Below are 26,755 nucleotides of genomic sequence, written 5' to 3'. Positions count from 1 at the left end.
GAACGCAGGTATTGCGGAGCCCTTTGCCCACTTTGGGCTGGGCCGGCATTCCGGCTTTTCCAAAGTGAGCCGCTGTAAGAGCGGAACCATAGGCCGCCGTTACCCAAATAACGGATATGCCCCCTCAAATCCCCCGCAACGCCAAAATCGCCAAATACAGCAGCACCACCCCACAAGCCCCATAGCTAACCCTCTGCCACATGGGCGAAGCATTCCGCCGCAGCAAATTGACCAACCCCGCAATCAAAAAGCACGACAACACCGAAGCCAGCATAAACCCCGCAAAAAACATCAACGTCTGCCCATGGCTAGGCGCCGCCCCGACTATCCCCGATAACGCACTCCCCAGCGCCCCCCAATAGACAATGTTCTTCGGATTGGCCAGGGAAATCGCCGCCCCCACCACCAGCGCATTCTGCCCGGACCTGGCCGGCGCACTCCCGGCCTCTGGCAAGCGCCAGGCATCCATCAGGCTGCGAATCCCGAGCCAGGCCAGATACAGCCCACAAACGGCCGTCAGCGGCACCCGCACCGACTCATGCTGGATCAACAACGCCATGCCCGTAAGCCCGATCACCGCCCACACGGCATCGCCCACCAGCGAACCGATCTGCACCAACAGCGCAGGGGTAAACCCATGCAGCAGCCCACGGCGCAGCGTCTCCGCCAGCACCGCCCCCGGCGACAGGCAAAACACAAACCCAAACACCAGCGCCGAAAAAAAGATCGTCAACATGCCTGCCTTCCTTCAAGTGATGGCCGGCATTTTAGGGAAGGGTGTGTAAGTCGTCTTGAACCAGATTGCGCTTTTCAGCCCTTGAGCACGCGTTGATAGCGCCCCGGTGTGATCCCGTAGGCCGCCCGGAAATGCCGATTCAGATGGCTCTGGTCAGCAAACCCCAAGGCATGGGCAACCTGCGACGCCGCAACGCCTGAGCGCAACAGCCCCTTGGCGCGCCGGGTACGCAGTTGCATCGCCCACTGGCGTGGACTCAGCCCGGTTTCTTTCTGAAAAGCCCGCAGCAGATGGAATTTCGACAGGCCCAACTCGTCACCAAGGGTCTCGAGTGCCACCGCCTGGTGCAGGTTTTCAGCCAGCAATTCCTGGGCCTTGATCACCAACCCGCGTCCCACCGCAGTGCTGCCAGGCAAGCGGACGCCGCTGCAACCGACGACTTCGCCGAGCAGCACCACCAGGGCTTCCTCACTCAGCTCCCGGGCCAGCGGATCGACACTCAACGCACCTTCAATCGCCCCGGCGAGTTTCATCGCCAACGCCGGCTGGAAGCACAGCGAACGGTCGAACTCCAGGTGCGCCAGACCCAGATCAGCCGCCAATTGCTCGGCAGTCGCATACAAGCTGACAAACCGCCACGGCTGCCCTTCGGCCGCGCCGCCGCCTTGAATCTGCCCCGGGTTGTACAGGGTGATGCTGCCGGGGCCGGCCTCGAAGGTGCGACGATCCAGCCACACCTGTTCCTCGCCGAGCAGGTTGACGCCGATCACGCATTCATCATGGCTGTGGCGGGCAAATGTCAGGCCGGTGCAGGTGGTGCTGCTGACTTCGTAGTTGCCCAGCCAGGCGTGCTGCATGGAACTCATTGAGGGGGCTCGCTGTGACCGTTGCCCGCGAGCATACGCCGGAAAAGGGCTTCAGATCGACTACTCGCCCGGCTCTTCGGTTACGGCGTGGCGATGCGATCAAGCTCGGCCTTGATTTCGATGGGACTGAGGCTGGCGAACGGAATCTCGAAAAAAGCCCGGCAGCGCCGTTCAATGATTTCCAGGGTGGCGCGGAACGCGGCGTCGACCTGGGCTTCATCGCCTTGAACATCCGACGGGTCCTCCAACCCCCAATGTGCCTTCATGGCCGGGCCGAAATACACCGGGCAAGCTTCTCCAGCAGCCTTGTCGCACACGGTGACGACGATGTCTGGCGGGCTGCCTTCAAAGGCGTCGTTGCCCTTGCTGTACAAGCCTTCGGTGCTGATGCCGGCGGCTTTCAGCGTGGTCAGGCTGCGTGGCAGCACCTGGCCCTTGGGGAAACTCCCGGAGCTGATGGCCTGGAAACCGTCCGGCGCCAGATGGTTGAACAAGGCTTCCGAAAGAATGCTGCGGCAGCTGTTGGCGGTGCACATGAACAGGACTTTCATCAAGCGAACTCCGTCAGAAACTCAGGCGCAAGGCCAGGGCGGCGAGGGTGATCAACAGTACCGGCAGGGTCAGCACGATCCCGACCTTGAAGTAGTAACCCCAGGTGATGGTGATGCCTTTGCGTGCCAGGATGTGCAGCCAGAGCAAGGTCGCCAGGCTGCCGATAGGGGTGATTTTGGGGCCTAGGTCGCTGCCGATCACGTTGGCGTAGATCATCGCGTCCTTGACCACGCCCACGGCGTGGCTGGCCTCGATGGAGAGCGCGCCGATCAGCACGGTTGGCAGGTTGTTCATCGCCGAAGACAGCAGCGCGGTGAGTACACCGGTGCCCAAGGCCGCGCCCCATACGCCATAGCTTGCGAAGGTGTCGAGCCAGGTCGCGAGGTAGTCGGTCAGCCCGGCGTTACGCAGGCCGTAGACCACCAGGTACATGCCCAGGGAGAAAATCACGATCTGCCAGGGCGCTTCCTTCAGCACCTTGCGGGTGGAGATTTTGTGGCCCTTGGCGGCGATCACCAGCAGTAATATGGCGCAGGCGGCAGAAATTGCGCTGATGGGAATGCCCAGCGGTTCCAGGGCAAAGCAGCCCACCAGCAGGATGCCCAGCACCCACCAGCCGGCGCGGAAGGTGCCGCGGTCGTGGATCGCGCTGGCAGGGTCGTCGAGGTCGGCCGGGTCGTAGGTTTGCGGAATGTCCCGGCGGAAAAACCACAGCAATACGGCGAGGGTCGCGGCGACGCTCACCAGGTTCACCGGCACCATCACTGCGGCGTATTCGTTGAAGCCGATCTTGAAGTAGTCGGCCGAGACGATGTTCACCAGGTTGGAGACTACCAGCGGCAGGCTCGCGGTGTCGGCGATAAACCCGGCGCCCATGACGAACGCCAGCGTGGCTGCCGGGGAAAAGCGCAACGCCAACAGCATCGACATCACGATGGGCGTGAGGATCAGCGCCGCGCCGTCGTTGGCGAACAAAGCCGATACCAGCGCGCCCAGCAGCACCATGTACGCGAACAGTCGCCGACCGCGCCCACGGCCCCAGCGCGCCACATGCAAGGCAGCCCAGGCGAAGAAGCCCGCCTCATCCAGCAGCAGGCTGATGACGATCAGCGCGACGAAGGTCCCGGTGGCGTTCCAGATGATGTGCCACACCACCGGGATGTCGGCCAGGCTGATAACCCCACAGGCCAGGGCCAGGATCGCGCCCATCGTGGCGCTCCAGCCCACGCCCAGGCCCTTGGGCTGCCAGATGACCAAAATGATGGTGAACAGAAAGATAGCAACGGCTACAAGCATGAAAAGCTCTCCGCAGGATCAGCAGCAGGCGCTGGCCCGTTGTGGTCGGTCACCCATGGTTTCCAGACGCTGGGCGTCTGTTTTTAACCAGGCTTGGTTGGCTTGCAGGGTGGTGTCGAGCACTGCCGTCACCCACTCCGGCAAGGCCGGGTTGAGGCGGTAATAAATCCACTGGCCCTGGCGACGGTCCAGCAGCAACCCGCAACTGCGCAGTTGCGCCAGGTGGCGGGAGATTTTCGGCTGGCTGTCGTCCAGAGCATGGATCAATTCGCACACGCAAAGTTCGCCTTCACGCAGGATCAACAACGTCAGCCTGGCGCGGGTGGCGTCGGCCAGGCATTTGAAGACGTTGGGCGGGGAGAAAAGATCTGACATGGTCAGTGCCTTGATACATATGGAAATACGAATATACGGATTTCCATATGTATTGGTCAAACCTTGTTTCGATTGACCTGCGTCAAGTGCCCGACAATCGATGACAAGTGGTTGAAATTAAACTGAAACACAAATGTCCTAAAGTGCCTGCCCATTGGTGATGAAGGAAGAAAACGTGTGACCCGTGCCACTCGCAACCTGCGCAAGACCCTGGATTCCGTCGCGGACAATAACGAAACCGCGGCCTTTGACCTGATGCGCGCCGTCGAAAAGCTCAGCGATGAAGTGCTGCGCCAGCGCCTGCTCAATACCATCCACCGGCTCAACCAGGACGCCCACGAACTGCGCGAAGCCCGGGACGCGGTGGAGCGGGTGTCGGTCAAACTGGCTTGAGCACGATCGTTCAAGACAATCCCTGATACCGCTGGCATGCTTGTCGACTGACTGTCGATGAGCTTGTTGTGTATGCCTAACGCTCTGCCTCTGAACGCCTTTTCCCGTGGCGCGATTGCGATCATTCCATTGTCCCTGGCGTGTGCGCCGTGGGGATTGCTGGCCGGTTCGACTGCAATTGATGCCCAATTTACCCCGCTGGAAGCCCAGGGACTGTCGACCATCGTGTTTGCCGGTGCCGCACAATTGGTGGCCATCGGCATGGTCAAGAGCGGCGCCAGCCTGATTTCGATCCTGCTGACCACCTTGCTGCTGACCTCCCAGCATTTGCTCTACGGCATGCACATGCGTCCCACGCTGTCGCCGCTCAAGCCAAGGTGGCGCATGAGCCTGGGCTTTTTGCTGACCGACGAATTCTTCGCCCTGGTCAGCCAGTACGACCGCCAGACCTTCAATCGCTGGTACGCCCTGGGCGTCGGCCTGACGTTCTATATCATCTGGAACGTCTTTACCTTCGCCGGCATCGTGCTCGGCAAAAGCATTCCCGGGCTGGATCAACTGGGCCTGGAATTCTCGATTGCCGCGACCTTTATCGCCCTGATCACCCCGGTAGTGCGCGACGTGCCGACCATTGTCTGCGTAGCCGTGTCGTTGCTGTGCTCGGTTTGGCTGAGCTACCTGCACTGGGAATCGGCGGTGGTGGTGTCCGGTGTGTTGGGGATGAGCGCAGGGTATGCCTGCAAGCGGCTGGGAGTAGGGCAACAATGATCTTCGTGATGATTTTTGGCATGGGCCTGATCGTGTTTCTCAACCGCTACCTGTTTCTCGAGCCGCGCCTGCCGGTGCGCCTCAATCGCGGGGCGCGGGAGTTTCTCGGGTTTGCCGTACCGGGGATGCTCACCGCCATCTGCGGCCCGATCATTTTCCTGGCTGATCACAAGCTCAACCTGAGTGTGGGCAACCCCTACCTGCTGGCCGGAATCAGCGCCGTGGCGTTGATGTTCTGGACCCGTAGCGTGCTGATCACCGTGTTGCTGAGCATGGCGCTGTTCTATCTGTTCCGCTGGCTGCTCTGACCAACAAATTCCTGCTACGGGGGGAGCAAAACCAAGGCAAAAAAAAGCCTGCGGGAGGGCAGGCTGGAAGGGAGACTTCTTAAAAATGAGCCTGCCGACTATAGGCGGCGAGGTCTTCCTTCACAGTGAAACAAAGTTCATGAATCTGTCAGCTATTCGATAACCGGGGCGGCGGCTTTCTTGTTGGCTTTCGCCTCGGCCGCCAGGCATTCCAGGGCAAACTGCTCGGTGTAGGTCATCTGGATCGGGGTGCTTTCGCCCTTCACGGTGCGCTCGCCGTCAAGGATGTAGCGGATGCGCTTGTCGGTCACGCCGATGCGTTTGGCGATCCACGAAGGCGTCTGGCCGATGCGGCTGATCAGCTTGTCGGCGTAGTCGGTGGAGGGGTTGTAGCGCTCGGCATTGGGTGTCATGGGGTTTCCGGGTAAAAGCGGGTTCGTAAGTAGGCGGCAGGGTGACGCAATAATCCTTCGGTGTCGCCTGCTAATGGTACAGTCGCGTTTTTTCCAAGGAAGCTTCGGTATGCGGATGGTGGTAATTGGCGCTTTGGTCCTGGCATCGCTGGCCGGTTGCGCGGGCTCGAAGATGAAAGAGGCGCGTACCGGCGCGCCCTACAAAACCCTGGCCTCGGACAAGGCTCCGCTGGTGGTTGCCCAGTGCATCCAGTTCGGCTGGCAGGATGAAGCGGTGTTCGGGGTGGATGCCGGTGGTTTCATGGAGCCTGCACAGGCTGGTGGCTTCACCATCTACACCACGGCAGGTGACTATTTTGTCGACGTGCGCAGTGCCGGCGCCGGCGCCTCCGTCAACTATTACGCGGCCCAGGATGACTATCCGGCCAAGCGCCGCCTGGCGGCGCTGGCGACCTGCCTGTAATCCATTCCGTTAGAAAAGTTCAGAAATGCCCTGCGGACAGTCCCGCAGGCATTGTTTTAGTATTTTCCCGCTCACCCGGCGTGACGGCTCTTTACCGGTACAGGGATGTCGAGGCCGGAGCGTCGGGAGGGCAACTGTTTTCTAGCGGGGCATGTACCCCAGGTGCCAGCGCCGCGGAATCTTCAGCGACACCAGCCCCAACAGCGCCGACAGCACCCCGCTGACCAGCAGCGCACGAATCCCCATGTGGTGCTCCAGCAACGCACCGATCACCGCACCCACAAACATCCCGGCCCACGGGATCAGTTGCACGCGCCAGCCGTTGCGGCGTTCACCGAGCATCCAGCGGCCCAGTCCGCGACCAAAGCGTGACAGCGCCCCGGTGACATAGGTAAGCCCCACGGGCAACCCGTTCACTTCTTCGACGGCGGCATTCAGCATGCCCATGGCGATGATCGCTGCCAGCAACGCCGGCAATTGATCGGCAAACGGCCAGGCCGCAGCCCCGCACAGCAGGGTGGCGATGCACAGCAACAAGGGCAGGGCGTGGCGCCGGCTGACGCGGCTGACCATCACGCCCAGCGCATTCCCGGCGATAAACGTCGCCACCAGCAACGTCAGGCGCCCGGTAAGGCCCAGGTCGCCTTCGCTGATCGCCACGGCGAGGCGCGTGGTGTTGCCGCTCATGAACGACACAAAATCCCCGCTGGCCATGAAACCAATCGCATCGGTCATGCCCGCCAGCACGGAAAGGCTCGCCACCAGCAGCAACCCGACACGCCCGCGCCATTTGTGGCGATGCAGCAAGGCGGCGTTGGTGTAGGGCTTCAGGGATGAAGGCAACATGGGGCCGGGTTCCTCGGTGAGATTATCCGGCCACTACCGTAGGGCGCTTCGTGCTCCGCTGCAATGACTTGGCGCACTTACAGGCGTTCGGCCAGTTGCTCCAGAAACATCGCCAGCCCGACTTCCTCGGCCTTCAAGCCTTTGCGCACTCGGGGCTTGGGCAGTTTCGCCAGTTCGCCCAGGCTGAAATGCTCCAGCACCGCCGGGTGGATGTAGCACTTGCGGCACACCGCCGGGGTGTTGCCCAGTTGCTTGGCAACGTTCTTGACCATCTCCACCACATGTTTCTTGGCGTCGGATTCCGGCTGCCACTCAAGCTCGCGCAGCACTGCCAGCGCCAGGGCGCTGCCGGCCCAGGTGCGGTAGTCCTTGGCGGTAAAATCCGCGCCGGTCAGGGTGTGCAGGTAGGCATTCACATCGGTGGAACTGACGGTATGGCGCTCGCCGTTCTCGTCCAGGTACTGGAACAGGTTCTGCCCCGGCAACTCCAGGCAACGCTTGATCACCGTGGCCAGGCGCCGGTCCTTGACGCTGATCTGGTGCTCGATGCCGCTCTTGCCGCGAAACTGGAACAGGATCTCACTGCCCTTGATATCCACATGGCGGGTGCGCAGGGTGGTCAGGCCGTAGGAGCGGTTGTCGCGGGCATATTGGGTATTGCCGACGCGGATCAGGGTGGCGTCGAGCAGCAGCACCACCGTGGCCAGGACCTTTTCCCGATTGAACCCTGGCGCCTCGATCTGTGCTTCCAACTGTTTGCGCAACTTGGGCAGCGCGCTGCCGAACTGTTGCAGCCGGGAGTATTTGTCGGTGTCGCGCACCTCGCGCCAGCGCGGGTGGTAGCGGTACTGCTTGCGCCCCCGGGCATCCCGCCCGGTGGCCTGCAGATGGCCGCGCGGGTCGGCGCAGATCCACACATCGGTATAGGCCGGCGGCACTGCCAGTGCGTTGATGCGTTTGATTTCGTCGGCATCGGTTATGCGCGTGCCGTCGGCCTTGAAGTACTGGAATTTGCCCCGCAGCTTTTTCCGGGACAGGCCGGGTTGGGTATCGTCGACGTAATGCAGGTCGCGGGGCAGGTCGGCAAGCAACGCAGGATCGGGCATGGCGCAAATTCCTTGGCAGGTATTTCTGATTGACCGCAGGGTTTTGCGGTCGTGCCAACAAGTTTGCTCCCCCGTAGCAGCTGTCGGGCAGTCAGGCCAGTACCGCCACCGCCTTGATTTGCGCCCACAGCGTCTGGCCGGGATGCAGCTGCAACTGGTCCCGCGAGTAACGGGTGATGCGCGCCAGCAGCGGCGTGCCGGCGGCGTCCAGGCTTACCAGCACGTGGGCTGCGTTGTCCGCCGGGATTTCCTGGGTCACCGTCACCGGCAGGCGATTGAGGATGCTGCTGTGTTCCTCGGCCTGCAGGCTCAAGCTGACGTCCCGCGCCTGGATCTTGAAACGCAACTGTTTGCCCAGCGCCAATGGTGCATGGGCCACGCGCATCTGCAATTGGCTCGCGGGCAATTGCAGGGTGAGCAACTGGTAGTGCGCGTCGTAGGCGCAGACCGTTCCGTTGATCACCACGCCGGCGTCGTCGCCCAGCGCCATGGGCAGGTCCAGCCGGGCCAGGGTTTCGCCGATGGGACCGCTGGCCAGGGCCTTGCCGTCGCTGAGCAACACGATGTGATCGGCCAGGCGCGCCACTTCGTCCTGGGCATGGCTGACGTACAGCACCGGAATCTCCAGTTCGTCATGCAGGCGTTCGAGATACGGCAGGATCTCGCTTTTGCGTTTGCTGTCCAGCGCGGCCAACGGTTCATCCATCAGCAACAGGCTCGGGCTGGTGAGCAGGGCGCGGGCGATGCCGATGCGCTGGCGCTCACCGCCGGAAAGGTGCTGCGGATGGCGGTCCAGCAGGTGGCCGATGCCCAATAGTTCGGTGGCGTGGCTCATCTCCACCCGGCGTTGCTGGCGCGGGATGCGCTTGAGGCCGAACTCCAGGTTGGCCAGTACCGACAAATGCGGGAACAGGCTGGCTTCTTGAAACACGTAGCCCAGGGCGCGTTTGTGGGGTGGCACGAACAGTCCTTTGCGGCTGTCTTGCCAGACCTCGTCGTTGATCTGCACGAAACCCTCTTCAGCCCGCTCCAGCCCGGCGATGCAACGCAGGCAGGTGGTCTTGCCGGAGCCGGAATGGCCGTACAGCGCCGTCACCCCGCGACCGGGCAGGTGCAGGTCGACGTCCAGGGCAAACCCGGAATACTTCAGTTGCAGGCGTACCTCGATCATCGACATCAGCTCCAGCCCGCCTTGGTTTTACGGCTGGAGTAGAGCGCCAGCAACACCAGGAAAGAAAACACCACCATGGACCCGGCCAGCCAGTGGGCCTGGGCATATTCCATGGCTTCGACGTGGTCGTAGATCTGCACCGAGACGACCCGGGTCTTGTTGGGAATATTGCCGCCGATCATCAGTACCACGCCGAACTCGCCGACGGTGTGGGCAAAACCGAGAATCGACGCGGTGATAAACCCTGGGCGCGCCAGGGGCAGGATCACCGTGAAAAAGGTGTCCCAGGGATTGGCCCGCAAGGTCGCGGCCACTTCCAGCGGGCGAGTGCCAATGGCGGAGAAGGCGTTTTGCAACGGCTGCACCACAAACGGCATCGAATAGATCACCGAGCCAATCACCAGCCCGGCGAAGCTGAAGGTCAGGGTGCCCAGGCCCAGCCATTGGGTGAACTGGCCGAAGTAGCCGTTGGGGCCCATGGTCAGCAGAAGGTAGAAGCCGATCACCGTGGGTGGCAACACCAACGGCAAGGCCACCACCGCGCCAATGGGGCCGCGCCACCACGAGCGGGTGCGCGACAGCCAGAGGGCTATCGGAGTGCCGATGATCAGCAGGATGACCGTGGTCAGCGATGCCAGTTTCAGGGTCAACCAGATCGCGGAAAAATCGGCACTCGACAGCGGCATTTACAGCTCGTAACCGTAGGACTTGATCACCGCGGCGGCTTTCGGACCTTTCAGGTATTCAACCAGGGCCTTGGCGGCGGCGCTGTCCTTGCCCTTGTTGAGGATTACCGCGTCCTGCTTGATCGGGTCATGCATCGACGACGGTACGATCCAGGCCGAACCGCTGGTGACTTTGCCGTCCTTGTAGATCTGCGACAGCGCTACAAAACCCAGTTCGGCGTTGCCGGTGGAGACGAATTGATAGGCCTGGGTGATGTTCTGGCCTTCAACGAGCTTGTCCTTGACCTTCTCGGTCAGGCCTTCCTTCGCCAGCACCTGGGTGGCGGCCAGGCCATAAGGCGCGGCTTTCGGGTTGGCGATGGACAGGTGCTGGAACTGGTTTTTCTTCAGCACTTCGCCCTTGCCATCGACGTAGCCTTCCTTGGCCGACCATAGCGCCAGGGTGCCGACCGCGTAGGTGAAGCGCGAGCCCTTGACGGTGTCGCCTTCGGCTTCGAGCTTCTGCGGGGTGGTGTCGTCGGCGCTGAGGAACACTTCAAACGGCGCGCCGTTCTTGATCTGGGTGTAGAACTGGCCGGTAGCGCCGTAGGCAGCGACCAGTTTATGGCCGGTGTCTTTTTCAAAGTCGGCGGCAATCGCCTGGATCGGTGCGGTGAAGTTGGCAGCCACGGCCACCTGTACTTCATCGGCATTCGCCGAGGAGAAGCCAAACGCGGCGATCAGGGTAGCGAGGGCCGTGGGGGCCAGGCGTGAGGCGCGAATCATCATCAAGAAGCTCCTTGGGGTTTGCGGCTTGTTATAGGCAGAAGGGGGCTACCGCTATGTATGGGAATATATAGCGGTTGGCCACTGCCGGTACAGCGCAAAGTTGTCCCGGGAGTTCAGGTTCAGCGTCGGCCGAGTTTTTCCAGGGTTTGCGCGGCCAGTTGCAGCGTCAGGTCATAGCTGGAGATGTCTTTGCCGAGGCGCAGCGCCTGGCCCGACCACAAGTTGCTGAAGCCGGCTTCGTCCTTGGCCTTGAGCGGCATCAACGCACCGCCGGACAGCGGGAACGCCGGCGCCGTGGGGTTGATCGCGCCCAACTCACGCATTACGCGGTTGATGATGCCCCGCGCCGGGCGCCCGGTGAACAGGTTGGTCAGCGCGGTTTCACTGGCCTGGGCAGTGCGCAAGGCGTGGTGGTGTGACTTCGAGACGGTGGCCTCGGGGGTAAACAGGTACGCGGTGCCAATCTGCACCGCTGACGCGCCAAGGGCGAAGGCCGCGACAATGCCCCTGGCATCCCCGATGCCGCCGGCCGCAATCACCGGCACGCGCACGGCATCGACAACCTGTGGCACCAGCGCCATGGTGCCGATCTGGCTATTCAGGTCGTCGCTGAGGAACATCCCGCGATGGCCACCGGCTTCGTTGCCCATGGCGATGATTGCATCGCAGCCGTGCTGTTCCAGCCAGATGGCTTCTTCGACGGTGGTAGCCGACGACAGCACTTTCGCCCCGGTGGCCTTGACCCGGTCCAGCAGGGATTTTTCCGGCAGGCCGAAGTGAAAGCTCACCACTTCCGGGCGGAATTCTTCCACCACTTCACAGGCGGCGTTGTTGAACGGTGCGCGGTTGGAGACGGGCGTCGGCGCGTCAAAATCGGCGCCCAGCTCGCGGTAGTAGGTTTCCAGCAGGTTCTTCCACTGAAGGTCGCGGTGAGCATCCGGCGTCGGTGGCTGATGGCAGAAGAAATTTACGTTCAGCGGCCGCGAACTGGCCTGGCGAATCGTGGTGAGTGCTTCGCGCAGTTGCTCGATGCTGAGCGCCGCCGCCGGCATCGAACCGAGGGCGCCGGCCTGATTGGCCGCGATCACCATGGCCGTGCTCGTTGCATTGGCCATGGGCGCCTGAATGATCGGTAACTCGATGCCCAGCAGGTCAAGAATTCGGGTGTCTGGCCAGGTGCTCATGGGACGCTTCTCCAACGGTGGAATGCTGTTCCGTCGTTTTAGCAGGGCCAGGCAGCACCAGGCCAGTCTGTATTATTCACTGGACGAATCCAGTGTTTCATGGGCGGTTATCAGTTGATGGCGTCACCCAGTACTGCATGAATCCGTTGGGCAATATGCGCGGCGTGGGTTTCCAGGGCGAAGTGGCCGGTGTCGAGTAATTCCACCACGGCATTGGGGTTGTCGCCTTTGTAGGCATGGGCGCCCGGCGGGATGAAGAAGGGATCGTTCTGGCCCCAGATCACCAGCGCCGGCACTTGGGTGGCCTTGAAAAACGCCTGGAACGCCGGGTACAGCGTCAGGTTGTTGCGGTAGTCGAGGAACAGGTCCAACTGGATCTCGTCATTGCCGGGACGCTGCATCAGGAGCACGTCGAGCATGTAGGACTCCGGCGCCACCAGCTCCGGTTGCGACACGCCATGCAGGTACTGATAACGCGTGCCTTCCAGGCTGATGACCGCGTTGCGGATCACCTCGCGATTGGCCTGGCTCGGCTCGGCCCAGTAGGCCCGGATCGGATCCCAGGCGTCACCCAAACCTTCCAGGTAGGCATTGCCGTTTTGTGATATCAGCGCGCTGACCCGTTCCGGGTGGGCCACGGCGAGGCGCAGGCCCACCGGTGCGCCATAGTCGAACACATAGAGGGCATAGCGACTGAGGTTCAGGGCCTCGACGAAGTGGCCAACGGTGATCGCCAGGTTATCGAAGCTGTAGTGGTAATTGCGTTCGGCGGGGACTTCGGTGAAGCCGAAGCCTGGCAAGTCCGGGGCGATGATCCGGTAGCGGGTGGCAAGCAGCGGGATCAGGTCACGGTACATATGGGACGAACTGGGAAAGCCATGCAGCAGCAGCAACACCGGCGCGGACGGGTCGCCGGCTTCACGGTAGAAAATGCGCACACCATCGGCATCAACGTGCTGATAGCGAACAACCGGGGCTGAAATCGACATGATAGTAGTCCTCTTTGTAACTGGTTAAATTGATTTGTTGGGTTACTGGTTTTGCAGGCTGCGCTTGAAAATGTAACCTGTCAAATTAATTTAATGGGTTACGGATCGGCGAATTTAGTAACTATTCAAAAGCGAAATCAGCGGTTACGATGGCGCGGACTTGAAGAGGATTTGCCATGCCCGCCATCACCCCATCCCCATTGGAACCCTACGTCCTGGCTGATCATCCCGTGCTGGACATGCTCAATACCCGGGCGAATGTCGACGGTGTGCCCTTTGAATTCTGGCAAGGCGATGCCGATGTCGAGCGCTGGCTGGTGCGGCTTGGCTGGGCCGAGGAGGGCGCAGTACCGGTATTTGAGGAGGGGGCACTGCTGGGCGCGGCGCGGGGATTGCGGGAAGTGATCCGCGTGTTACTGGAGCAGCGCAAGGCCGGCCAGCAGGGCGATCCCGGCGCGCTGAATGCGCTCCTGCGCAAGGCGGTCAGTCACCCGCAACTGGCTTGGCCGGCGCCTGGCGAGTTGCGGCTGGAGCGCCAGCGCAAGGTGCAGACTGCCGAGCAGTTCCTGGCGCCGATTGCCGAAGTCGCCGCGACGTTACTGGTGGAAGGGGATTTCGGCCTGGTCCGCACCTGCGAACATCCCGAGTGCGTGCTGTGGTTCTACGACCGCACCAAGGGCCACAGGCGCCGCTGGTGCAGCATGGCGCTGTGTGGCAATCGGCATAAGGTGGCCGAGTTTCGCAAGCGCAAACTGGTGTAGACGTCCTCAGGATTCTGCCGGGCTTTCGCGCTCCAGCAACTGCCGCTTGCGCTCGACACCCCAGCGGTAGCCCGACAGATTGCCGTCGGCGCGCACCACGCGATGGCAGGGAATCGCCACCGCCAGGCTGTTGGCACCACACGCCTGGGCCACGGCGCGATAGGCGGTCGGCGCGCCGATGCGCTGGGCGATCTCGGCGTAGCTGGCGGTGCACCCCACCGGGATTTCCCGCAAGGCTTGCCACACGCGTTCCTGAAACGCAGTGCCGCGCAAGTCCAGGGGCAAGTCCAGGCCCAGGGCCGGCGCTTCGATAAAGCCCACCACCTGGGCGATCAATTGTTCGAAGTCGTGATCGGCACCCAGCAGATTGGCGCGGGGAAACTGGTCCTGCAGGTCGCGCACCAGTTTGTCCGGGTCATCCCCCAGCAGGATCGCGCACACACCGCGATTGCTCTGGGCCACCAGAATGGCGCCCAATGAGCATTGGCCAACGGCAAAGCGAATATCCGTGTTGGTGCCGCCGGCTTTGTAGTCGCGGGGCTTCATGCCGAGCAATTGGTCGGCAGCCTCATAAAAGCGGCTGTTGGAATTGAAGCCGGCGTCGTACAGCGCATTGGTCACCGAGTGCTGGTCCTTGAGGCCGTCCCGTACCTTGCGCGAGCGATGAGCGCTGCCGTAGCGCTTGGGCGTCAGGCCGGTCACCGCCTTGAACACCCGATGAAAATGGAACGGGCTCAAGCCGGCGAGGGCGGCCAGATCTTCAAGGGGCGGCAGGGTTTCGGCCTGTTCGATGTACCGACAGGCCGCTGCCACCAGTTGCGCATGGCGTGCGGCCACCTGGGTCTGGTCCCCCGACGCGCGCTTGTTGGGCCGGTAGCCCGCCGCTTCAGCCTGTTGCGGGGTGTCGAAGAACTCGACGTTCTCCGGGCGCGGCCGCCGCGCGGAACTGCTGGGGCGGCAGTACACACCGGTGGTTTTCACACCATAGACGAAGGTCAAGTCGGCCTTGGCGTCACGGGCGACAATCGCGGCCCAGCGCGGGTCTTGTTCGGTGGCGTGGCGCGCGGTCATGGTGGTGGCTCCTGGTTGAAGAATGCCAGGTTAGTCCCGTGGGGCATTCCCATCACTCCGATGCTTGCGGTCAAATTCATCCGGCCGTGCGAAACGTCAGGTTGATGCGCTGCGGCCCCATGACCGGATGCGTGCCGGGCTTGATCGGCATCACGCCGTGAAAGCGCAGGCGGTCCACGCCGCCCCATACCACTACGTCGCCATGGAACAGCGAGACTTTTTGCGTCTTGTCGCTGCGCTCATGGCCGCCGAACAGGAAGATCGCCGGTAAACCCAATGACACGGAGACCACCGGGGCCGCATAGCGCCGCTCGTTCTTGTCCTGGTGCAGGGACATTTTCGCGCCTGGCACATAGCGGTTGATCAGACAGGCATCCGGCTCGAAATCGTCGAAACCTGCATCTGCTGCGGCCATCATGGCCAGTTCGCGCAATGCGGCCGGCAGGGCTGGCCAGGGTTGTTGGTTATTCGGGTCAATCGGGGAGTAGCGATAACCGGTGGAGTCGGTCGTCCAGCCCAATTCACCGCAACTGCTTAACGCCGCCGACATGGTAAAACCACCGGGCGTGACCATTTGCCGGAAGGGCGACTGAGCCAATACCTGTCGCAGCTCCGGTAGCAAACGCTCGAGCCAGGGCAGGGCATAGCCCCTGAGGACGTAGGATTGTTCACCGATTTGCTCGCGCCCCGGGGGCTGTTGCAGCGCCTCATCGGCGAATAAATCGGCGGTTGATCCGGGAAGGGTCTTACTGCGCATCGTGAAAAATCACTCCCAAGGTATGCCGGGTACCACTGTGCAGAACACTGACCCCATGGCGCAAGGTCACCCGATGAAACCCCCTCACACTCGGCATGGGTCGCTGATTGACCGCGAAGATTACCGCGTCACCCTGGTTGAGAGGGACAACCTGAGCCCGGGATTGCATTCTTGGCCGCTGCTCCGTCAGCACCAACTCCCCGCCACGAAAGTCCTCTCCCGGCTGCGACAACAGGATGGCTACTTGTAGGGGAAACACATGTTCCCCGTACAGATCCTGATGCAGGCAGTTGTAGTCGCCTGGGCCGTATTGCAGCAATAGCGGGGTAGGGCGTTGCTGCCCGGCAGCGTGGCAGCGGGCAATGAAGTCGGCATGGTGCGCCGGATAGGTGATCGGCAGGTTCATCTGTTCGTTCCAGCGATTGGCCTGGGGCGCCAGGAACCCATACAGCTGTTCACGCAGCGCGCAGATCGGCGCTGGCAGCGGGTAGCGGAAATATTTGTATTCGCCCCGGCCAAAGCCGTGCCTGGCCATCATCACATGGGAGCGAAACAGTTCGGGTCGGGGGTAGTGGCCGCTCAGTTCAGCGCATTCCTGCTGATCCAGCAGGGCCGGAATCAGTGCGTTACCCTGTTCATCGAGGGCTTGCTCGATGGCGGCCCAGTCCAGCTTGGCCAGGCGTTCATGCAGTGGAGTGGAAGGCATCGACAAGTTCCTGTGGCAGCGCATTAGGGCTGCCAGTCTAGAAAGTCGTCAGGGTCAGAACACTCCGATGCTTGCGCTCGAATTACAGCGCCTTGCTCACATTGATGTCGGTAATCTCATCGCTGGCATCGTGGATTTTCGCCAGGGCTTCCTTTGCTTCCACCACGCTGCCTGCTTGCAGTTGGGCGAACTCGAAGCGGCGCTCACCGTTGAGTTTGTACTTGATCACATATTTGGTAGTCACGGGCATTCCTGTCAGCTCAGTTTCGAATTGGTGCGGCGCACAATGCGGATCTTGTGGGACAAGGTCGGCTTTTTGGTCACGCTGATGGCGCGGCGGGTCACGACGTCCAGGGTGATGTTCCAGAACCCGGTGCTGGGCGCAGTGATTTTTGCCGGGAACTTGTCGAACGCGCCGCCGTGGTAAGTATGGCGGCCGCCGTTCTTGAAGCTGCGAAAGTTGGCATCGCTCATCAGGCGGATGTTGCAGGTTTGCGAGCATTCAATGACGACAATATCTCCTTCATTGAGGTGCTCACGCTGGTGGATGAATTTCATAAGGTGTCTCCAGAAGGGCTTTTTCTGAAAAATCAGAACGATACGTAGGTTAAGATGGAGTTTATCAGCCCCAGCACGTTTATTATCGGACCGTCGTCGACGACTTCGACAATTTAAAACAGTTATTTACCGAGTTATCAGGGATAAATCCTACGTGGGCGGGAGAAAAATACCTTCTTCGCTGTCGTAGGGTCTTTATCGGAGGTTTTTATATGAAGTGGAGTGTGTTGGTTCTGGCCCTGGCGTTGGGTGGATGTGCTTCGGTGGCGGATATCAAGCAGACCCCACCAACGCTGGCAGTGATCTCCGGGAAAAAACCACAGGAATACGCGGCGTGCGTTGTCCAGAAATTGTCTAAAACCCGCAGGCCTTCGCAGATCGAGCCTCACAAGGATGGTGTTCAAGTTATCGTACCGCAGAAGTTTTCTGCCGACCCGTCGGCCATTTTTGAAATTGAAGAGCGCTCCAGCGGGAGCAGTATCAAGCTCTACGAGAGCATGTCCAATGTGCCTATTCGTCCAGGTGACGTGAAGGCTGCGGGGGAAGCGTGCATTTCCGGCTGAGTCTTTAGCCGCCCACCTCGAATCCGATCAAGAAGCCCGACCCTGCTGCCGCAGCGTCGGGCTTTTTTGTGCGCGAGGTTCAGTACACCGTCCTTTTGCTCGCGGATGAGTGTTGTCGCGACCGGGCCATTGCCCTACCATTTGTAGGCTTATGCCTAATTCGCCTAAGCATATAACTATAAAAATGGAGTCGTGATGATGTCTCTGGAACGAGTTCTGATGGGTAGCGCGTTGTTGCTGATGTTGGGCAATGCCCACGCGCTGGAGGGGAAAAACGTTTATATGCAGGGCGGCTCGCAGCCGGGAGCTGCGCCGTGCGTGGCCTGCCACGGGGCTGATGGCCTGGGGCTGGCAGCCGCGGGTTTTCCGCGTTTGGCCGGTTTATCGGCGGTGTATTTGCGTAAGCAGCTGCAGGATTTTAAAAGTGGCGCCCGTAACAGCCCGGTGATGCAACCGCTGGCCAACGCCCTCACGGAAGAGGAAGTCAGCGCTGTAACCCGGCAGCTGGCGGCAATGCCTGCGCCCGCACCTGTGCCGGTGCACCGCAGCGAGATGCCTACTGACGCTGCGCAAAAGATTGCCCTGCAAGGTGCGTGGGAGCGCCAGATTCCGGCCTGTGTCAGCTGTCATGGCCCGGCCGGCGTGGGCGTCGGCGACGGGTTTCCACCCCTGGCCGGACAATCTGCGGCCTACCTCGCGGCGCAGTTGAACGCCTGGCGCAGCGGCACGCGCCATAACGATCCGAATGATCTGATGGGCCATATCGCCAAATCCCTCAGCGCTGAAGAAGTGCAGGCCGTGGCCACCTATTTTGCCTCGTTGAGCGGCCAGGAGGCCAAGCCATGAAGCGCTTCTTGTTTGCTCCGCTGCTGGGAAGCCTGATCGGCGTACCCGTCCATGCCGCCCCTATTGCCATGGAAGACCAGTCACAGTTGCAGCCAGCCGGCGCTCATGGGGCTGCCGTGCAGTTCCAGCCGCCCAAAGAAAGCGAGCTGCCGGACAACGCCTACGGCAAGCTGGTGAAACAGGGCTACGCGCTGTTTGTCGACACCAAGCGCCTGGCGCCGCAATTTGTCGGTAATGGCCTCAATTGCAGCAATTGCCACCTGGACCAGGGTCGCCTGGCCAATTCGGCGCCGCTGTGGGGTGCCTACCCGATGTACCCGGCGTATCGAAAAAAGAACGACAAGGTCAACACCTTCGCCGAGCGTTTGCAGGGCTGTTTCCAGTTCAGCATGAATGGCGGCACGCCACCGGCTGCAGACAGCCCGGAGATTACCGCGCTGTCGGTATATGCCTACTGGCTGGCGAGCAAGGCTCCCTTGGGCGTCGAACTGCCGGGCCGTGGCTACCCGGACGTGCCGGCACCCGCCAAGGGTTACGACCTGGCCCAGGGCGCAGAGGTCTACAAGGGCCAGTGCGCGGTGTGCCATGGCGCCGAAGGCCAGGGCCAGAAAGTGGGCGACAACTACGTGATGCCGCCGCTCTGGGGTAAAGACTCCTACAACTGGGGCGCCGGGATGCATCGAATCAATACGGCAGCGTCCTTCATCAAGCACAACATGCCCCTGGGCCAGGGCGGCAGCGTGACCGACCAGCAAGCCTGGGACGTGGCGGCCTACGTCAACCGTCACGAGCGTCCTCAGGACCCGCGCCTCGTGGACGGCTCCGTGGAGAAAACCCGGGTGAAGTTCCACGCCAATGACGGCGTCAATCTTTACGGGCAGACGGTCGATGGCGTACTGATCGGGCAAGGCATCCGTTAAACTGTCGATAACCCATAAAAAATGCCGCTGAATCAGCGGCATTGTCTTTTCGGAAACTCAGTCATGAAACGTGAGCAAGTCAGGGAACAGCATGCAGGGGGGCATATTTCTGCGACCCATGTGATTCAAAATCCCGCGGATACGGGCGAGTGGATCGTGTTCTTCAAGAAGAGCGGCGGTCGCAGTTACTTCCTGGTGGATGACCAGGATGAAGTCGAATCCTTCTCCCGCCTGGACGACTTGATCGAGACCATTCGCGGCCTGGGCATCAAGTTCGCCGAAATTCACATGTAATTATTTGCAGACCACCGTCACGCTGCGGGTCTTGTAGTTGCCGACATCCTTGCCCAGGGTCTTGTCGCTTTCTTTCAGGGCCGGTGTGCCTTCGGTGCCGACAATCCGGTAGCCGGTGCCCGCGCAGGACGCATCAGCCTTTTCATAACAGCTGGCCCAGGAGTTGGCTTCGCCGGAGCAGTCGATGGCCAGTCCTTGTTCGCCGTTCTTCAGGACCGTGTCGGAAGTGGTGGTGCAGCCACCGGTAAGCGCCAGTACCGCAATCAGTGCCAGGATCTTGTTCATGTAGGAGTCGTCATCAGGGTGTTGGAGGGGAGCGCTGACACTGTCGTGGGGCGTTACAGGCGAGATTATAGCGAACCGCCATCAACGTACAGACAAACACAAAAAAGCCCCGTCAAACGAGGCTTGATTGGCGTTACCGCGGTGTTACTTGGTTTTCGGACGCTTGCTCGACGCGTGGCCGGCCTCATCCACAAACACTTCGGCCACGGCACAGGCTTGAGCTTCGGTCGCGAATGCGCCGGCAACGCTGTCGCCATGGAAGTTGATCAAGTGCCAGCCGTCCGCTCGCTTGGTGATCAGGTAGCCGTTCACGCCTTTTGGTTCTGACATCTATCAATCTCGTTGTCTGGTTCAAGGGCGTAATGATAGCGCCAAACGGCGTGGGGCGGCGCAAGTTGTTGCAGGTCAGTGCCGATCGCCATAAAGCATGCTAAAAAGGTTGGAGCCCTTTGAATGACGGGCACAAGCCGACGATTTCTAACAGCGGCGAAGGTACTTGATTGAATGCCGGCGGAACTTACGCCGACATTTTTTCTCTATGTTGACATCGCAACGCCAGCAGGACCCATTGTAAGGTGACTGCGGCCTGATTAGACTGCGCCGAATTTCGTACGCACAGCCCTTTGTAAGGACTCATATGATCAAGAAATGCTTGTTCCCAGCAGCCGGTTACGGCACTCGCTTCCTGCCAGCGACCAAGGCCATGCCCAAAGAAATGCTGCCGGTGGTGAACAAGCCACTGATCCAGTATGGCGTGGAAGAAGCACTGGATGCCGGCCTGAACGAAATCTCGATCGTGACCGGCCGTGGCAAACGCGCCCTGGAAGACCACTTCGACATCAGCTACGAGCTGGAAAACCAGATCAAGGGCACCGACAAGGAAAAATACCTGGTCGGCATCCGTAAGCTGCTCGACGAGTGCTCGTTCTCCTACACCCGCCAGACCCAAATGAAAGGCCTGGGTCACGCGATCCTGACCGGTCGTCCGCTGATCGGTGACGAACCGTTCGCCGTGGTACTGGCCGATGACCTGTGTGTAAACCTGGAAGGCGACGGCGTCCTGACCCAGATGGTCAAGCTGTACCAGAAGTACCGTTGCACCATCGTCGCGGTTCAAGAGGTCGATCCTCAGGAAACCAACAAGTACGGCGTGATTGCCGGCGACGATATCGGTGATGGCCTGATCCGCGTACGCGACATGGTTGAAAAGCCAGCGCCGGAAGATGCTCCGTCGAACCTGGCGATCATCGGCCGCTACATCCTGACCCCTGACATCTTCAAGCTGATCGAAGAAACCGAGCCAGGCAAGGGTGGCGAGATCCAGATCACCGACGCCCTGCTGAAGCAGGCAAAAGACGGTTGCGTGATTGCCTACAAGTTCAAGGGTCGTCGTTTTGACTGCGGTGGCGCCGAAGGCTACATCGAAGCGACCAACTTCTGCTACGAGCACTTCTACAAGACTGGCAAGGCTTACTGATTCATCGTTGCCAGCCCGTTGAAAAAGCCTGCGAGTCGAAAGACCGCAGGTTTTTTTATGCCTTGCCCAAATAGCGGCTGGGGGCTTCGCCCAGTACCCGCTTGAACATTGCACCAAACGCATTGCCGTTGGCATAGCCCATGTCCCGTGCAATAGCCCCCAATGGTCGGCCCTGGGCTAACTGGCAAACGGCTTCGGCAATCCGTAGCTGCTGGCGCCATTGGTTGAAGCTCAGCCCGGTTTCATCCCGAAACCGCCGGCGCAGGGTGCGCACGCTGGCGCCGATGGATTCACTCCAGTCTTCCAGGGTGGCCGGGTTCGCCGGGTCTTCCAGAAGCATTTCACACACACTGAGCAGGCGTTTGTCCCGGGGCAATGGCAGGCTGCAGCCTTCGGTTTGAGTCGCGGATATCAACTGGTGCAGCAGCAATGGCGTGAGCAGGGCAGTGTGGGCGTCGGGTGCGAGCATGCCCAGAATCAGCTCCCGCAGCAGCGGCTCTACCCTGATCAATCGGCAGGATTGCCACGCCGTGGGTAATTGATCGCTTTCCACGTACAGTGCGCGCATCGCAACCTCACCGACCATGTGCAATTCATGGTCGACACCCGGCGCAATCCAAAAGCCGTATGCCGGCGGGACGGTCCAGGCGCCCATGCGGGTCAACACCCGGATCACGCCTTGGGTGGCGTGCACCAGTTGGCCATATTCATGGCTGTGCCAAATCTCCCGTGCGCCATCGACATAGTCATGGGCCCGAACCCGTAATTCCTCGCTGGTGCTGCGAGCGGGCGCCCCAAAGCGTTTACGCCAGATGTTGTCCAATCAAGAATGATTCCTGAGATGTAGGTTGGAACGGTCATTAATTGACCCGTGCGCGTAGAAGAATGACCGGATCTTTAACGCGATTCAATATTAAATAAGAACGATTAACAAAAAGATTTTTCAAGGAATCGTCATGTCCGGTGCGTTGTCTTCTCCTCCGTTTTACCTTTCCAGGCTGGCGCTGGTGGTGTTGGCGCTTGCTCCTGTTGTGTGGGCCGATGACGCGCCCATCGTGTTGAAGGACACCGCGGTGACAGCCGCCGAGGCCGAGCCGGCAGAGGGCGTGGTGCCAGGCTATGTGGCGCGCAACACCACCGTGGGCACCAAAACCGGCGCGCCGATCGTGGAGACGCCGCAATCGATCTCGGTGGTCAGCCGCCAGCAGATGGATGACCAGGCGGCGCAAACCGTCGACCAGGCATTGCGCTACACACCAGGGGTTTACTCCCAGGATAACGACCTGCGGTTTGACCAGTTAAGCATTCGCGGCTTCGATGCCGACTCCTACCTCGACGGGCTCAAGCTCAATCGCACGACCTGGTTCGCTACGCCTCGGGTCGACCCTTGGTTTCTGGAGCGCATCGACGTGCTGCGCGGGCCAGCTTCCGTGCTGTACGGCCAGAGCGGGCCGGGCGGCCTGGTGGACATGCAGAGCAAGCGGCCGACGGATGAGCCACTGCACGTGTTGCAAATGAGCGTGGGCAATGACAACCGCTATCAGGCCGGCTTCGATTTTGGCGGGCGCCTGGACGAGCAGGGCGATGTGACCTATCGGCTGACCGGGCTGGGCCGCATGGCCGATACCCAGACCGATCACATCAAGGACCAGCGCATCGCCATCGCGCCGGCCATCACCTGGAACATCGACGACGACACCAGCCTGACCCTGCTGGCCAACTATCAATACGACCCGGAAGGTGGGCTGTTCAACCCGGTACCCGCGTATGGCACCGCGCTGCACAACCCGAATGGGCGCTTGCGCCCCGATGATTACCTGGGCGACCCGGACCGCGATCGCTTCAAGCGCAATCAGTTTTCCCTGGGCTACGCGTTCAGCCACCGGCTCAACGACACCTGGAGCTTTCGCCAGCACCTGCGCTATATGCATGATGACGTCGACTACTACCAGACTTCCCTCACCGGGCCGCTGGACGCCAACCTTGCCACCGCGCCGCTGTGGGCCAACGTCAATCATGAGCACCTTGGCCAGTTCGCCCTTGATAACCAGTTGCAGTCCGACTTCAGCACCGGCCCGGTCAAGCACACTGTGCTGATGGGGGCGGACTTCCAGCGGCTGTTGCAGACCATCAACCGGGGCGGTCAGTATTTCCCGAGTGCGATCAATATCTACAACCCCGACTTCAGCGCCTTGCCGAGGGTGCCGGTGTCCATCAACCAATACACCACCCAGAGCCAGTTTGGCGTGTACCTGCAGGACCAGCTCAGCTTCGACCATTGGCGCTGGCTGATCGGTGTGCGGCAAGACTGGGCGCGTACCTACGACAATCAGGACAGCGCGTTGACTGGCGCCAACCTGAGCAACACGCGCCAGCACGACGAGAAACTCACCTGGCGTTCGGGCCTGAGCTACGTGTTTGATAACGGCGTTGCGCCGTATGTCAGCTACAGCGAATCGTTCCAGCCGCAACTGGGCACTGACCGGCTGGGCGCGACATTTGTGCCGACCACCGGCAAGCAGTACGAAGCCGGCGTTAAATACCAGCCTGTGGGCTCCCGCAGCCTGTACAGCGCGGCAGTGTTCGACCTGCGTCAGCAAAACGTCCTGACCACCGACGATGTCGACCCTAATTTTGCCACCCAGAAAGGCGAAATCCGCTCCCGCGGCATCGAGCTGGAAGCCCATGCCGAGGTCACCTCGAACCTCAGCCTGATCGGTTTTTACACCTGGATGGACCAGCGCATCCTCAAATCCAATGACGGCGACCAGGGCGAACACCCGACCGGCATCCCGGGCAAGAGTGCCTCGCTGTGGGCGGACTACACCTTCCACGACGGCCCGCTGCAGGGCGTCGGTTTCGCGGCGGGTGCGCGCTACTTCGGGCCGAGCTACGGCAGCGCCGACAACACGCTGGAGGTGTCATCGCGCACGCTGTTTGATGCCGCGGCGCACTATGACGTGCAGAACTGGCGCCTGGCCCTCAACGCCAGCAACCTGTTCAACAAGGAATACCTGGCCTACTGCAGCAACGGTTTCCTTTGCTACTGGGGCGCAACCCGTTCGTTGCAGGCCAGCGCGACGTATCGCTGGTAAGGCGCTGACCTCTGGCGCGGCAGCAGGTATGCTGTTGTCCTGCCGAGGAGAGTGAAATGGCCTACGATTTTGACCTTTATGTAATTGGTGCCGGTTCCGGCGGTGTGCGCGCTGCACGATTCGCTGCGGGTTTTGGCGCCAAAGTGGCGGTGGCTGAAAGCCGCTACCTGGGCGGTACCTGCGTGAATGTGGGCTGCGTACCGAAGAAACTGTTGGTGTACGGCGCGCATTTCGCCGAAGACTTCGAGCAGGCCAGCGGTTTTGGCTGGTCCCTGGGTGAAGCGAACTTCGATTGGGCGACCCTGATCGCCAACAAGGATCGTGAAATCAACCGTCTCAATGGCATCTACCGCAACCTGCTGGTCAACAGCGGCGTGACCCTGCACGAAGGGCATGCGCGGCTGGTGGACCCGCACCAGGTAGAAATCAACGGCGAGCGTTTTACCGCCAAGCACATTCTGGTGGCCACCGGTGGCTGGCCGCAGATCCCGGACATCCCGGGGCGCGAGCACGCCATTGGCTCCAATGAGGCGTTCTTCCTCAAGGAGCTGCCCAAGCGTGTGCTGGTAGTCGGCGGTGGTTATATCGCCGTCGAGTTCGCCGGGATTTTCCATGGCCTGGGCGCACAGACTTCGCTGCTGTATCGCGGCGACCTGTTCCTGCGCGGTTTTGACGGCTCGGTGCGCACGCACTTGAAGGAGGAGCTGACCAAGCGCGGCCTGGACCTGCAGTTCAACGCCGACATCGAGCGTATCGACAAGCAGGCCGATGGCAGCCTCAAGGCCACCTTGAAAGATGGCCGCGTGCTGGAAGCCGATTGCGTGTTCTACGCCACTGGCCGACGCCCGATGCTCGATAACCTGGGGCTGGAAAACACTGGCGTCAAGTTGGACAAGCGCGGCTTTGTCGAAGTGGATGAGCTGTACCAGACCGCCGAACCGTCGATCCTGGCGATTGGTGATGTGATCGGCCGCGTGCAACTGACGCCAGTGGCCCTGGCTGAAGGCATGGCCGTGGCACGTCGCTTGTTCAAGCCTGAGCAATATCGTCCGGTGGACTACGCGATGATCCCGACGGCGGTGTTCAGCCTGCCGAATATCGGCACCGTGGGCCTCAGCGAAGAGCAGGCCCGTGAAGACGGGCACAAGGTGCAGGTGTTCGAAAGCCGCTTCCGGCCGATGAAACTGACCCTGACCGACTGCCAGGAAAAGACCTTGATGAAGCTGGTGGTCGACGCCGAGACCGACAAGGTCCTGGGTTGCCACATGGTCGGCCCCGACGCTGGCGAGATCGTGCAGGGCTTGGCGATCGCGCTCAAGGCGGGCGCGACCAAGCAGCATTTCGATGAAACCATCGGCGTGCACCCAACGGCGGCGGAAGAATTCGTCACCATGCGCACGCCAGTGGCGCAGTAATCAGCCGTCGGTAGTTGCTTCCGGCACCGTCGCAACGACGGCTGCCAGGCGCAGCGCATCAATACTGGCCTGGGCCTTGACCAGGTCCAGTTCCAGGGTTTTGTTGGCCTTCTGATGCTCGGCCAGCGCTTCCTGGCGCGCCTGATTCTCCAGTTGGGCAACCCGCAAGCGTTCCTGCAGTAGGGTGCGCTCGCTGTCGATCACACTCACTTGTTCGCTTAATTGACGCTGCTGTTCACGGTCCTGGCGAGCCTGTTCCTGCAGTGCGCTCAATTCCTTCACGGTCACCCGATGCTCGATCAGCAGGCGCTCATTATCGCGGTGCAACTGAGTGATTTCATCCTGGCGCACCATCGCGCTCTGCTGGGCCTGGCGCAGCTCTGCCTGGACCTGCTGCAACTGGCCTTCATGGCGACGCTGTTCCTGCTCACGCTGGTCCTTGATCGCATTGCGGTAATGCTCCAGGGCGTCCCGGGCATGCAGGTGCTTCTCTTCCAGTGAGCGAATCTGCTCGTCCTTGTCGTTGATCCGCAACTCGTAATCGCTGCACGCCTGGCTCAGCCCGGCGTTGCGGGTTTGCTCGGTTTGCAGGCTGGAGCGAGTGCTTTGCAAGGCCGCGCTTTCATCGGCCAGGGCGGCGGACTGGATATCGAACTGCTGCTTGAGCTGGGAGTGGGCCGCTTCCAGCTCCTCTACCTGGGCGAGCAGGGCGGTTTTCTGTTGCTGGAACTGCGCCAGGGCCAGGTCGATAGGCTCCTGGGCCTTCTCCTTCAGGCGCTGGGCCAGTCGCGCCACCAGTTCACCCAGTTCGTCGTCAATGGGCGCTTCGGTGATGGTCTGGCGGGTTTCGCTTTCGTCCAGCTCCTTCAGATAGCGGTGAATCGTGGTTTTCGAGCCGGTATTGCCCATCTCGATGCGTACTGCATCGATGCTCGGGTTTTCGCCACGGGCAAGGATTGCCAGGCGTGCCGTTTGAACTACTGCTTTATTGATGCCGCCGCGAGCCATGGAGTCTCCGTCGATTTAGTACTGTGGTACGTAGCATGTATATACGTACTATATCACGATTGTTTTAAAGCCGAAATTG

At 61.0% G+C, this 26,755-nt stretch carries 34 protein-coding genes; 12 read left to right on the top strand and 22 right to left on the bottom strand.

The window, feature by feature from the left end:
* Positions 1–124: 124 nt before the first annotated feature.
* From HX786_RS23005 to HX786_RS22985, 5 genes are all read right to left on the bottom strand, one after another.
* Positions 125–736, bottom strand: a complete 612-nt coding sequence (locus HX786_RS23005; RefSeq protein ID WP_003212608.1) for a LysE family transporter — start codon at positions 734–736, stop codon at positions 125–127.
* Between the two features lie 74 nt (positions 737–810).
* Positions 811–1,602: an AraC family transcriptional regulator gene (locus HX786_RS23000; RefSeq protein WP_177035512.1), complete on the bottom strand. Its 792-nt coding sequence runs from the start codon at positions 1,600–1,602 to the stop codon at positions 811–813.
* Positions 1,603–1,682: 80 nt separating this feature from the next.
* Positions 1,683–2,153 carry an arsenate reductase ArsC gene (locus HX786_RS22995; protein WP_087693911.1) on the bottom strand — a complete coding sequence of 157 codons (471 nt, stop codon included), beginning with the start codon at positions 2,151–2,153 and terminating at the stop codon, positions 1,683–1,685.
* Positions 2,154–2,166: 13 nt separating this feature from the next.
* A complete protein-coding gene (locus HX786_RS22990; RefSeq protein ID WP_178912632.1) occupies positions 2,167–3,450 on the bottom strand; it encodes an arsenic transporter in 1,284 nt (427 codons plus the stop codon).
* Positions 3,451–3,468: 18 nt separating this feature from the next.
* Entirely contained in the window at positions 3,469–3,825 is a 357-nt protein-coding gene (locus HX786_RS22985; RefSeq protein WP_003212604.1) for a metalloregulator ArsR/SmtB family transcription factor, read from the bottom strand.
* Between the two features lie 177 nt (positions 3,826–4,002).
* Between HX786_RS22985 and HX786_RS22980 the strand changes: the two genes are divergently transcribed.
* The 3 genes from HX786_RS22980 (at position 4,003) to HX786_RS22970 (ending at position 5,294) form a co-directional block, all read left to right on the top strand.
* Positions 4,003–4,218 (top strand): hypothetical protein, encoded by a 216-nt coding sequence (locus HX786_RS22980; RefSeq protein WP_003212603.1) that lies wholly within the window; start codon positions 4,003–4,005, stop codon positions 4,216–4,218.
* Positions 4,219–4,290: 72 nt separating this feature from the next.
* A complete protein-coding gene (locus tag HX786_RS22975) occupies positions 4,291–4,986 on the top strand; it encodes an AzlC family ABC transporter permease (RefSeq protein ID WP_087693909.1) in 696 nt (231 codons plus the stop codon).
* The gene (locus HX786_RS22970) at positions 4,983–5,294 is read left to right on the top strand and encodes an AzlD domain-containing protein (RefSeq protein WP_008432487.1); all 312 of its coding nucleotides are present in this window, start codon (positions 4,983–4,985) and stop codon (positions 5,292–5,294) included. The genes HX786_RS22975 and HX786_RS22970 overlap by 4 nt, the downstream gene beginning before the upstream one ends.
* Positions 5,295–5,446: 152 nt before the next feature.
* Here HX786_RS22970 and HX786_RS22965 read toward each other — a convergent pair whose 3' ends face one another.
* Positions 5,447–5,707 carry a hypothetical protein gene (locus HX786_RS22965; RefSeq protein WP_003212600.1) on the bottom strand — a complete coding sequence of 87 codons (261 nt, stop codon included), beginning with the start codon at positions 5,705–5,707 and terminating at the stop codon, positions 5,447–5,449.
* A 109-nt stretch (positions 5,708–5,816) separates the two neighbouring features.
* Between HX786_RS22965 and HX786_RS22960 the strand changes: the two genes are divergently transcribed.
* Positions 5,817–6,170, top strand: a complete 354-nt coding sequence (locus tag HX786_RS22960) for a hypothetical protein (RefSeq protein WP_087693907.1) — start codon at positions 5,817–5,819, stop codon at positions 6,168–6,170.
* 141 nt (positions 6,171–6,311) lie between these two features.
* On the opposite strand, the gene HX786_RS22955 is transcribed toward HX786_RS22960, so the two are convergent.
* From HX786_RS22955 to HX786_RS22925, 7 genes are all read right to left on the bottom strand, one after another.
* Positions 6,312–7,016 carry a YoaK family protein gene (locus HX786_RS22955; protein ID WP_003212598.1) on the bottom strand — a complete coding sequence of 235 codons (705 nt, stop codon included), beginning with the start codon at positions 7,014–7,016 and terminating at the stop codon, positions 6,312–6,314.
* A 77-nt stretch (positions 7,017–7,093) separates the two neighbouring features.
* Complete coding sequence (locus tag HX786_RS22950; protein WP_003212597.1) at positions 7,094–8,122, bottom strand: DNA topoisomerase IB; 1,029 nt, start codon at positions 8,120–8,122, stop codon at positions 7,094–7,096.
* A gap of 91 nt (positions 8,123–8,213) precedes the next feature.
* Positions 8,214–9,299: a molybdenum ABC transporter ATP-binding protein gene (gene modC / locus HX786_RS22945; RefSeq protein ID WP_178912631.1), complete on the bottom strand. Its 1,086-nt coding sequence runs from the start codon at positions 9,297–9,299 to the stop codon at positions 8,214–8,216.
* On the bottom strand, positions 9,299–9,979 hold the full coding sequence (modB, locus tag HX786_RS22940; protein ID WP_003212595.1) for a molybdate ABC transporter permease subunit: 681 nt from the start codon (positions 9,977–9,979) through the stop codon (positions 9,299–9,301). The genes modC and modB overlap by 1 nt, the downstream gene beginning before the upstream one ends.
* Entirely contained in the window at positions 9,980–10,747 is a 768-nt protein-coding gene (modA, locus tag HX786_RS22935; protein WP_256344303.1) for a molybdate ABC transporter substrate-binding protein, read from the bottom strand.
* Between the two features lie 119 nt (positions 10,748–10,866).
* A complete protein-coding gene (locus HX786_RS22930; protein WP_177067372.1) occupies positions 10,867–11,931 on the bottom strand; it encodes a nitronate monooxygenase family protein in 1,065 nt (354 codons plus the stop codon).
* A 110-nt stretch (positions 11,932–12,041) separates the two neighbouring features.
* A complete protein-coding gene (locus HX786_RS22925; protein WP_008432499.1) occupies positions 12,042–12,920 on the bottom strand; it encodes an alpha/beta fold hydrolase in 879 nt (292 codons plus the stop codon).
* 176 nt (positions 12,921–13,096) lie between these two features.
* Between HX786_RS22925 and HX786_RS22920 the strand changes: the two genes are divergently transcribed.
* Positions 13,097–13,681, top strand: a complete 585-nt coding sequence (locus tag HX786_RS22920; protein WP_178912630.1) for an ABATE domain-containing protein — start codon at positions 13,097–13,099, stop codon at positions 13,679–13,681.
* 6 nt (positions 13,682–13,687) lie between these two features.
* Here HX786_RS22920 and ada read toward each other — a convergent pair whose 3' ends face one another.
* The 5 genes from ada to HX786_RS22895 form a co-directional block, all read right to left on the bottom strand.
* Entirely contained in the window at positions 13,688–14,752 is a 1,065-nt protein-coding gene (ada, locus tag HX786_RS22915) for a bifunctional DNA-binding transcriptional regulator/O6-methylguanine-DNA methyltransferase Ada (protein WP_178912629.1), read from the bottom strand.
* A 76-nt stretch (positions 14,753–14,828) separates the two neighbouring features.
* A complete protein-coding gene (gene alkB, locus HX786_RS22910) occupies positions 14,829–15,509 on the bottom strand; it encodes a DNA oxidative demethylase AlkB (RefSeq protein WP_177039942.1) in 681 nt (226 codons plus the stop codon).
* Entirely contained in the window at positions 15,499–16,215 is a 717-nt protein-coding gene (locus HX786_RS22905; protein WP_008432503.1) for a 2OG-Fe(II) oxygenase, read from the bottom strand. Before HX786_RS22905 ends, alkB begins: the two co-directional genes overlap by 11 nt.
* An 82-nt stretch (positions 16,216–16,297) precedes the next feature.
* A complete protein-coding gene (locus HX786_RS22900; RefSeq protein ID WP_178912619.1) occupies positions 16,298–16,459 on the bottom strand; it encodes a hypothetical protein in 162 nt (53 codons plus the stop codon).
* 11 nt (positions 16,460–16,470) lie between these two features.
* Complete coding sequence (locus HX786_RS22895; protein ID WP_003212586.1) at positions 16,471–16,773, bottom strand: DUF1883 domain-containing protein; 303 nt, start codon at positions 16,771–16,773, stop codon at positions 16,471–16,473.
* A 212-nt stretch (positions 16,774–16,985) separates the two neighbouring features.
* Here HX786_RS22895 and HX786_RS22890 point away from each other — a divergent pair, with 212 nt between their 5' ends.
* The 4 genes from HX786_RS22890 (at position 16,986) to HX786_RS22875 (ending at position 19,396) form a co-directional block, all read left to right on the top strand.
* Positions 16,986–17,336, top strand: a complete 351-nt coding sequence (locus HX786_RS22890; protein WP_003212585.1) for a hypothetical protein — start codon at positions 16,986–16,988, stop codon at positions 17,334–17,336.
* 195 nt (positions 17,337–17,531) lie between these two features.
* On the top strand, positions 17,532–18,182 hold the full coding sequence (locus HX786_RS22885) for a c-type cytochrome (protein ID WP_134326569.1): 651 nt from the start codon (positions 17,532–17,534) through the stop codon (positions 18,180–18,182).
* Positions 18,179–19,102 (top strand): c-type cytochrome, encoded by a 924-nt coding sequence (locus tag HX786_RS22880; protein ID WP_178912628.1) that lies wholly within the window; start codon positions 18,179–18,181, stop codon positions 19,100–19,102. Before HX786_RS22885 ends, HX786_RS22880 begins: the two co-directional genes overlap by 4 nt.
* A gap of 63 nt (positions 19,103–19,165) precedes the next feature.
* Positions 19,166–19,396 (top strand): hypothetical protein, encoded by a 231-nt coding sequence (locus HX786_RS22875; RefSeq protein ID WP_003212582.1) that lies wholly within the window; start codon positions 19,166–19,168, stop codon positions 19,394–19,396.
* On the opposite strand, the gene HX786_RS22870 is transcribed toward HX786_RS22875, so the two are convergent.
* Positions 19,397–19,681: a hypothetical protein gene (locus HX786_RS22870; protein WP_003212581.1), complete on the bottom strand. Its 285-nt coding sequence runs from the start codon at positions 19,679–19,681 to the stop codon at positions 19,397–19,399. It abuts the gene before it with no gap.
* 144 nt (positions 19,682–19,825) lie between these two features.
* Entirely contained in the window at positions 19,826–20,011 is a 186-nt protein-coding gene (locus HX786_RS22865; RefSeq protein ID WP_003212580.1) for a hypothetical protein, read from the bottom strand.
* A gap of 307 nt (positions 20,012–20,318) precedes the next feature.
* On the opposite strand from HX786_RS22865, the gene galU reads away from it, so the two are divergent.
* The gene (gene galU, locus HX786_RS22860; protein WP_003212579.1) at positions 20,319–21,158 is read left to right on the top strand and encodes a UTP--glucose-1-phosphate uridylyltransferase GalU; all 840 of its coding nucleotides are present in this window, start codon (positions 20,319–20,321) and stop codon (positions 21,156–21,158) included.
* Between the two features lie 55 nt (positions 21,159–21,213).
* Here the strand turns inward: galU and HX786_RS22855 are convergent, their stop codons facing one another.
* Positions 21,214–21,981, bottom strand: coding sequence for a helix-turn-helix domain-containing protein (locus HX786_RS22855; RefSeq protein ID WP_177068955.1), 768 nt, complete (start codon positions 21,979–21,981; stop codon positions 21,214–21,216).
* A gap of 133 nt (positions 21,982–22,114) precedes the next feature.
* On the opposite strand from HX786_RS22855, the gene HX786_RS22850 reads away from it, so the two are divergent.
* Positions 22,115–24,253, top strand: a complete 2,139-nt coding sequence (locus tag HX786_RS22850) for a TonB-dependent siderophore receptor (RefSeq protein ID WP_178912627.1) — start codon at positions 22,115–22,117, stop codon at positions 24,251–24,253.
* A 56-nt stretch (positions 24,254–24,309) separates the two neighbouring features.
* A complete protein-coding gene (gene gorA / locus HX786_RS22845) occupies positions 24,310–25,668 on the top strand; it encodes a glutathione-disulfide reductase (protein ID WP_102369015.1) in 1,359 nt (452 codons plus the stop codon).
* Here gorA and HX786_RS22840 read toward each other — a convergent pair whose 3' ends face one another.
* A complete protein-coding gene (locus HX786_RS22840; protein ID WP_178912626.1) occupies positions 25,669–26,676 on the bottom strand; it encodes a DNA-binding protein in 1,008 nt (335 codons plus the stop codon).
* Between the last annotated feature and the right edge of the window lie 79 nt (positions 26,677–26,755).

The organism is Pseudomonas sp. 21615526, assembly GCF_013386245.1.
Lineage (GTDB): Bacteria > Pseudomonadota > Gammaproteobacteria > Pseudomonadales > Pseudomonadaceae > Aquipseudomonas.
The sequence above is the reverse complement of the archived record's forward strand: the minus strand, read 5'-3'. Positions and strand labels throughout refer to the sequence as shown.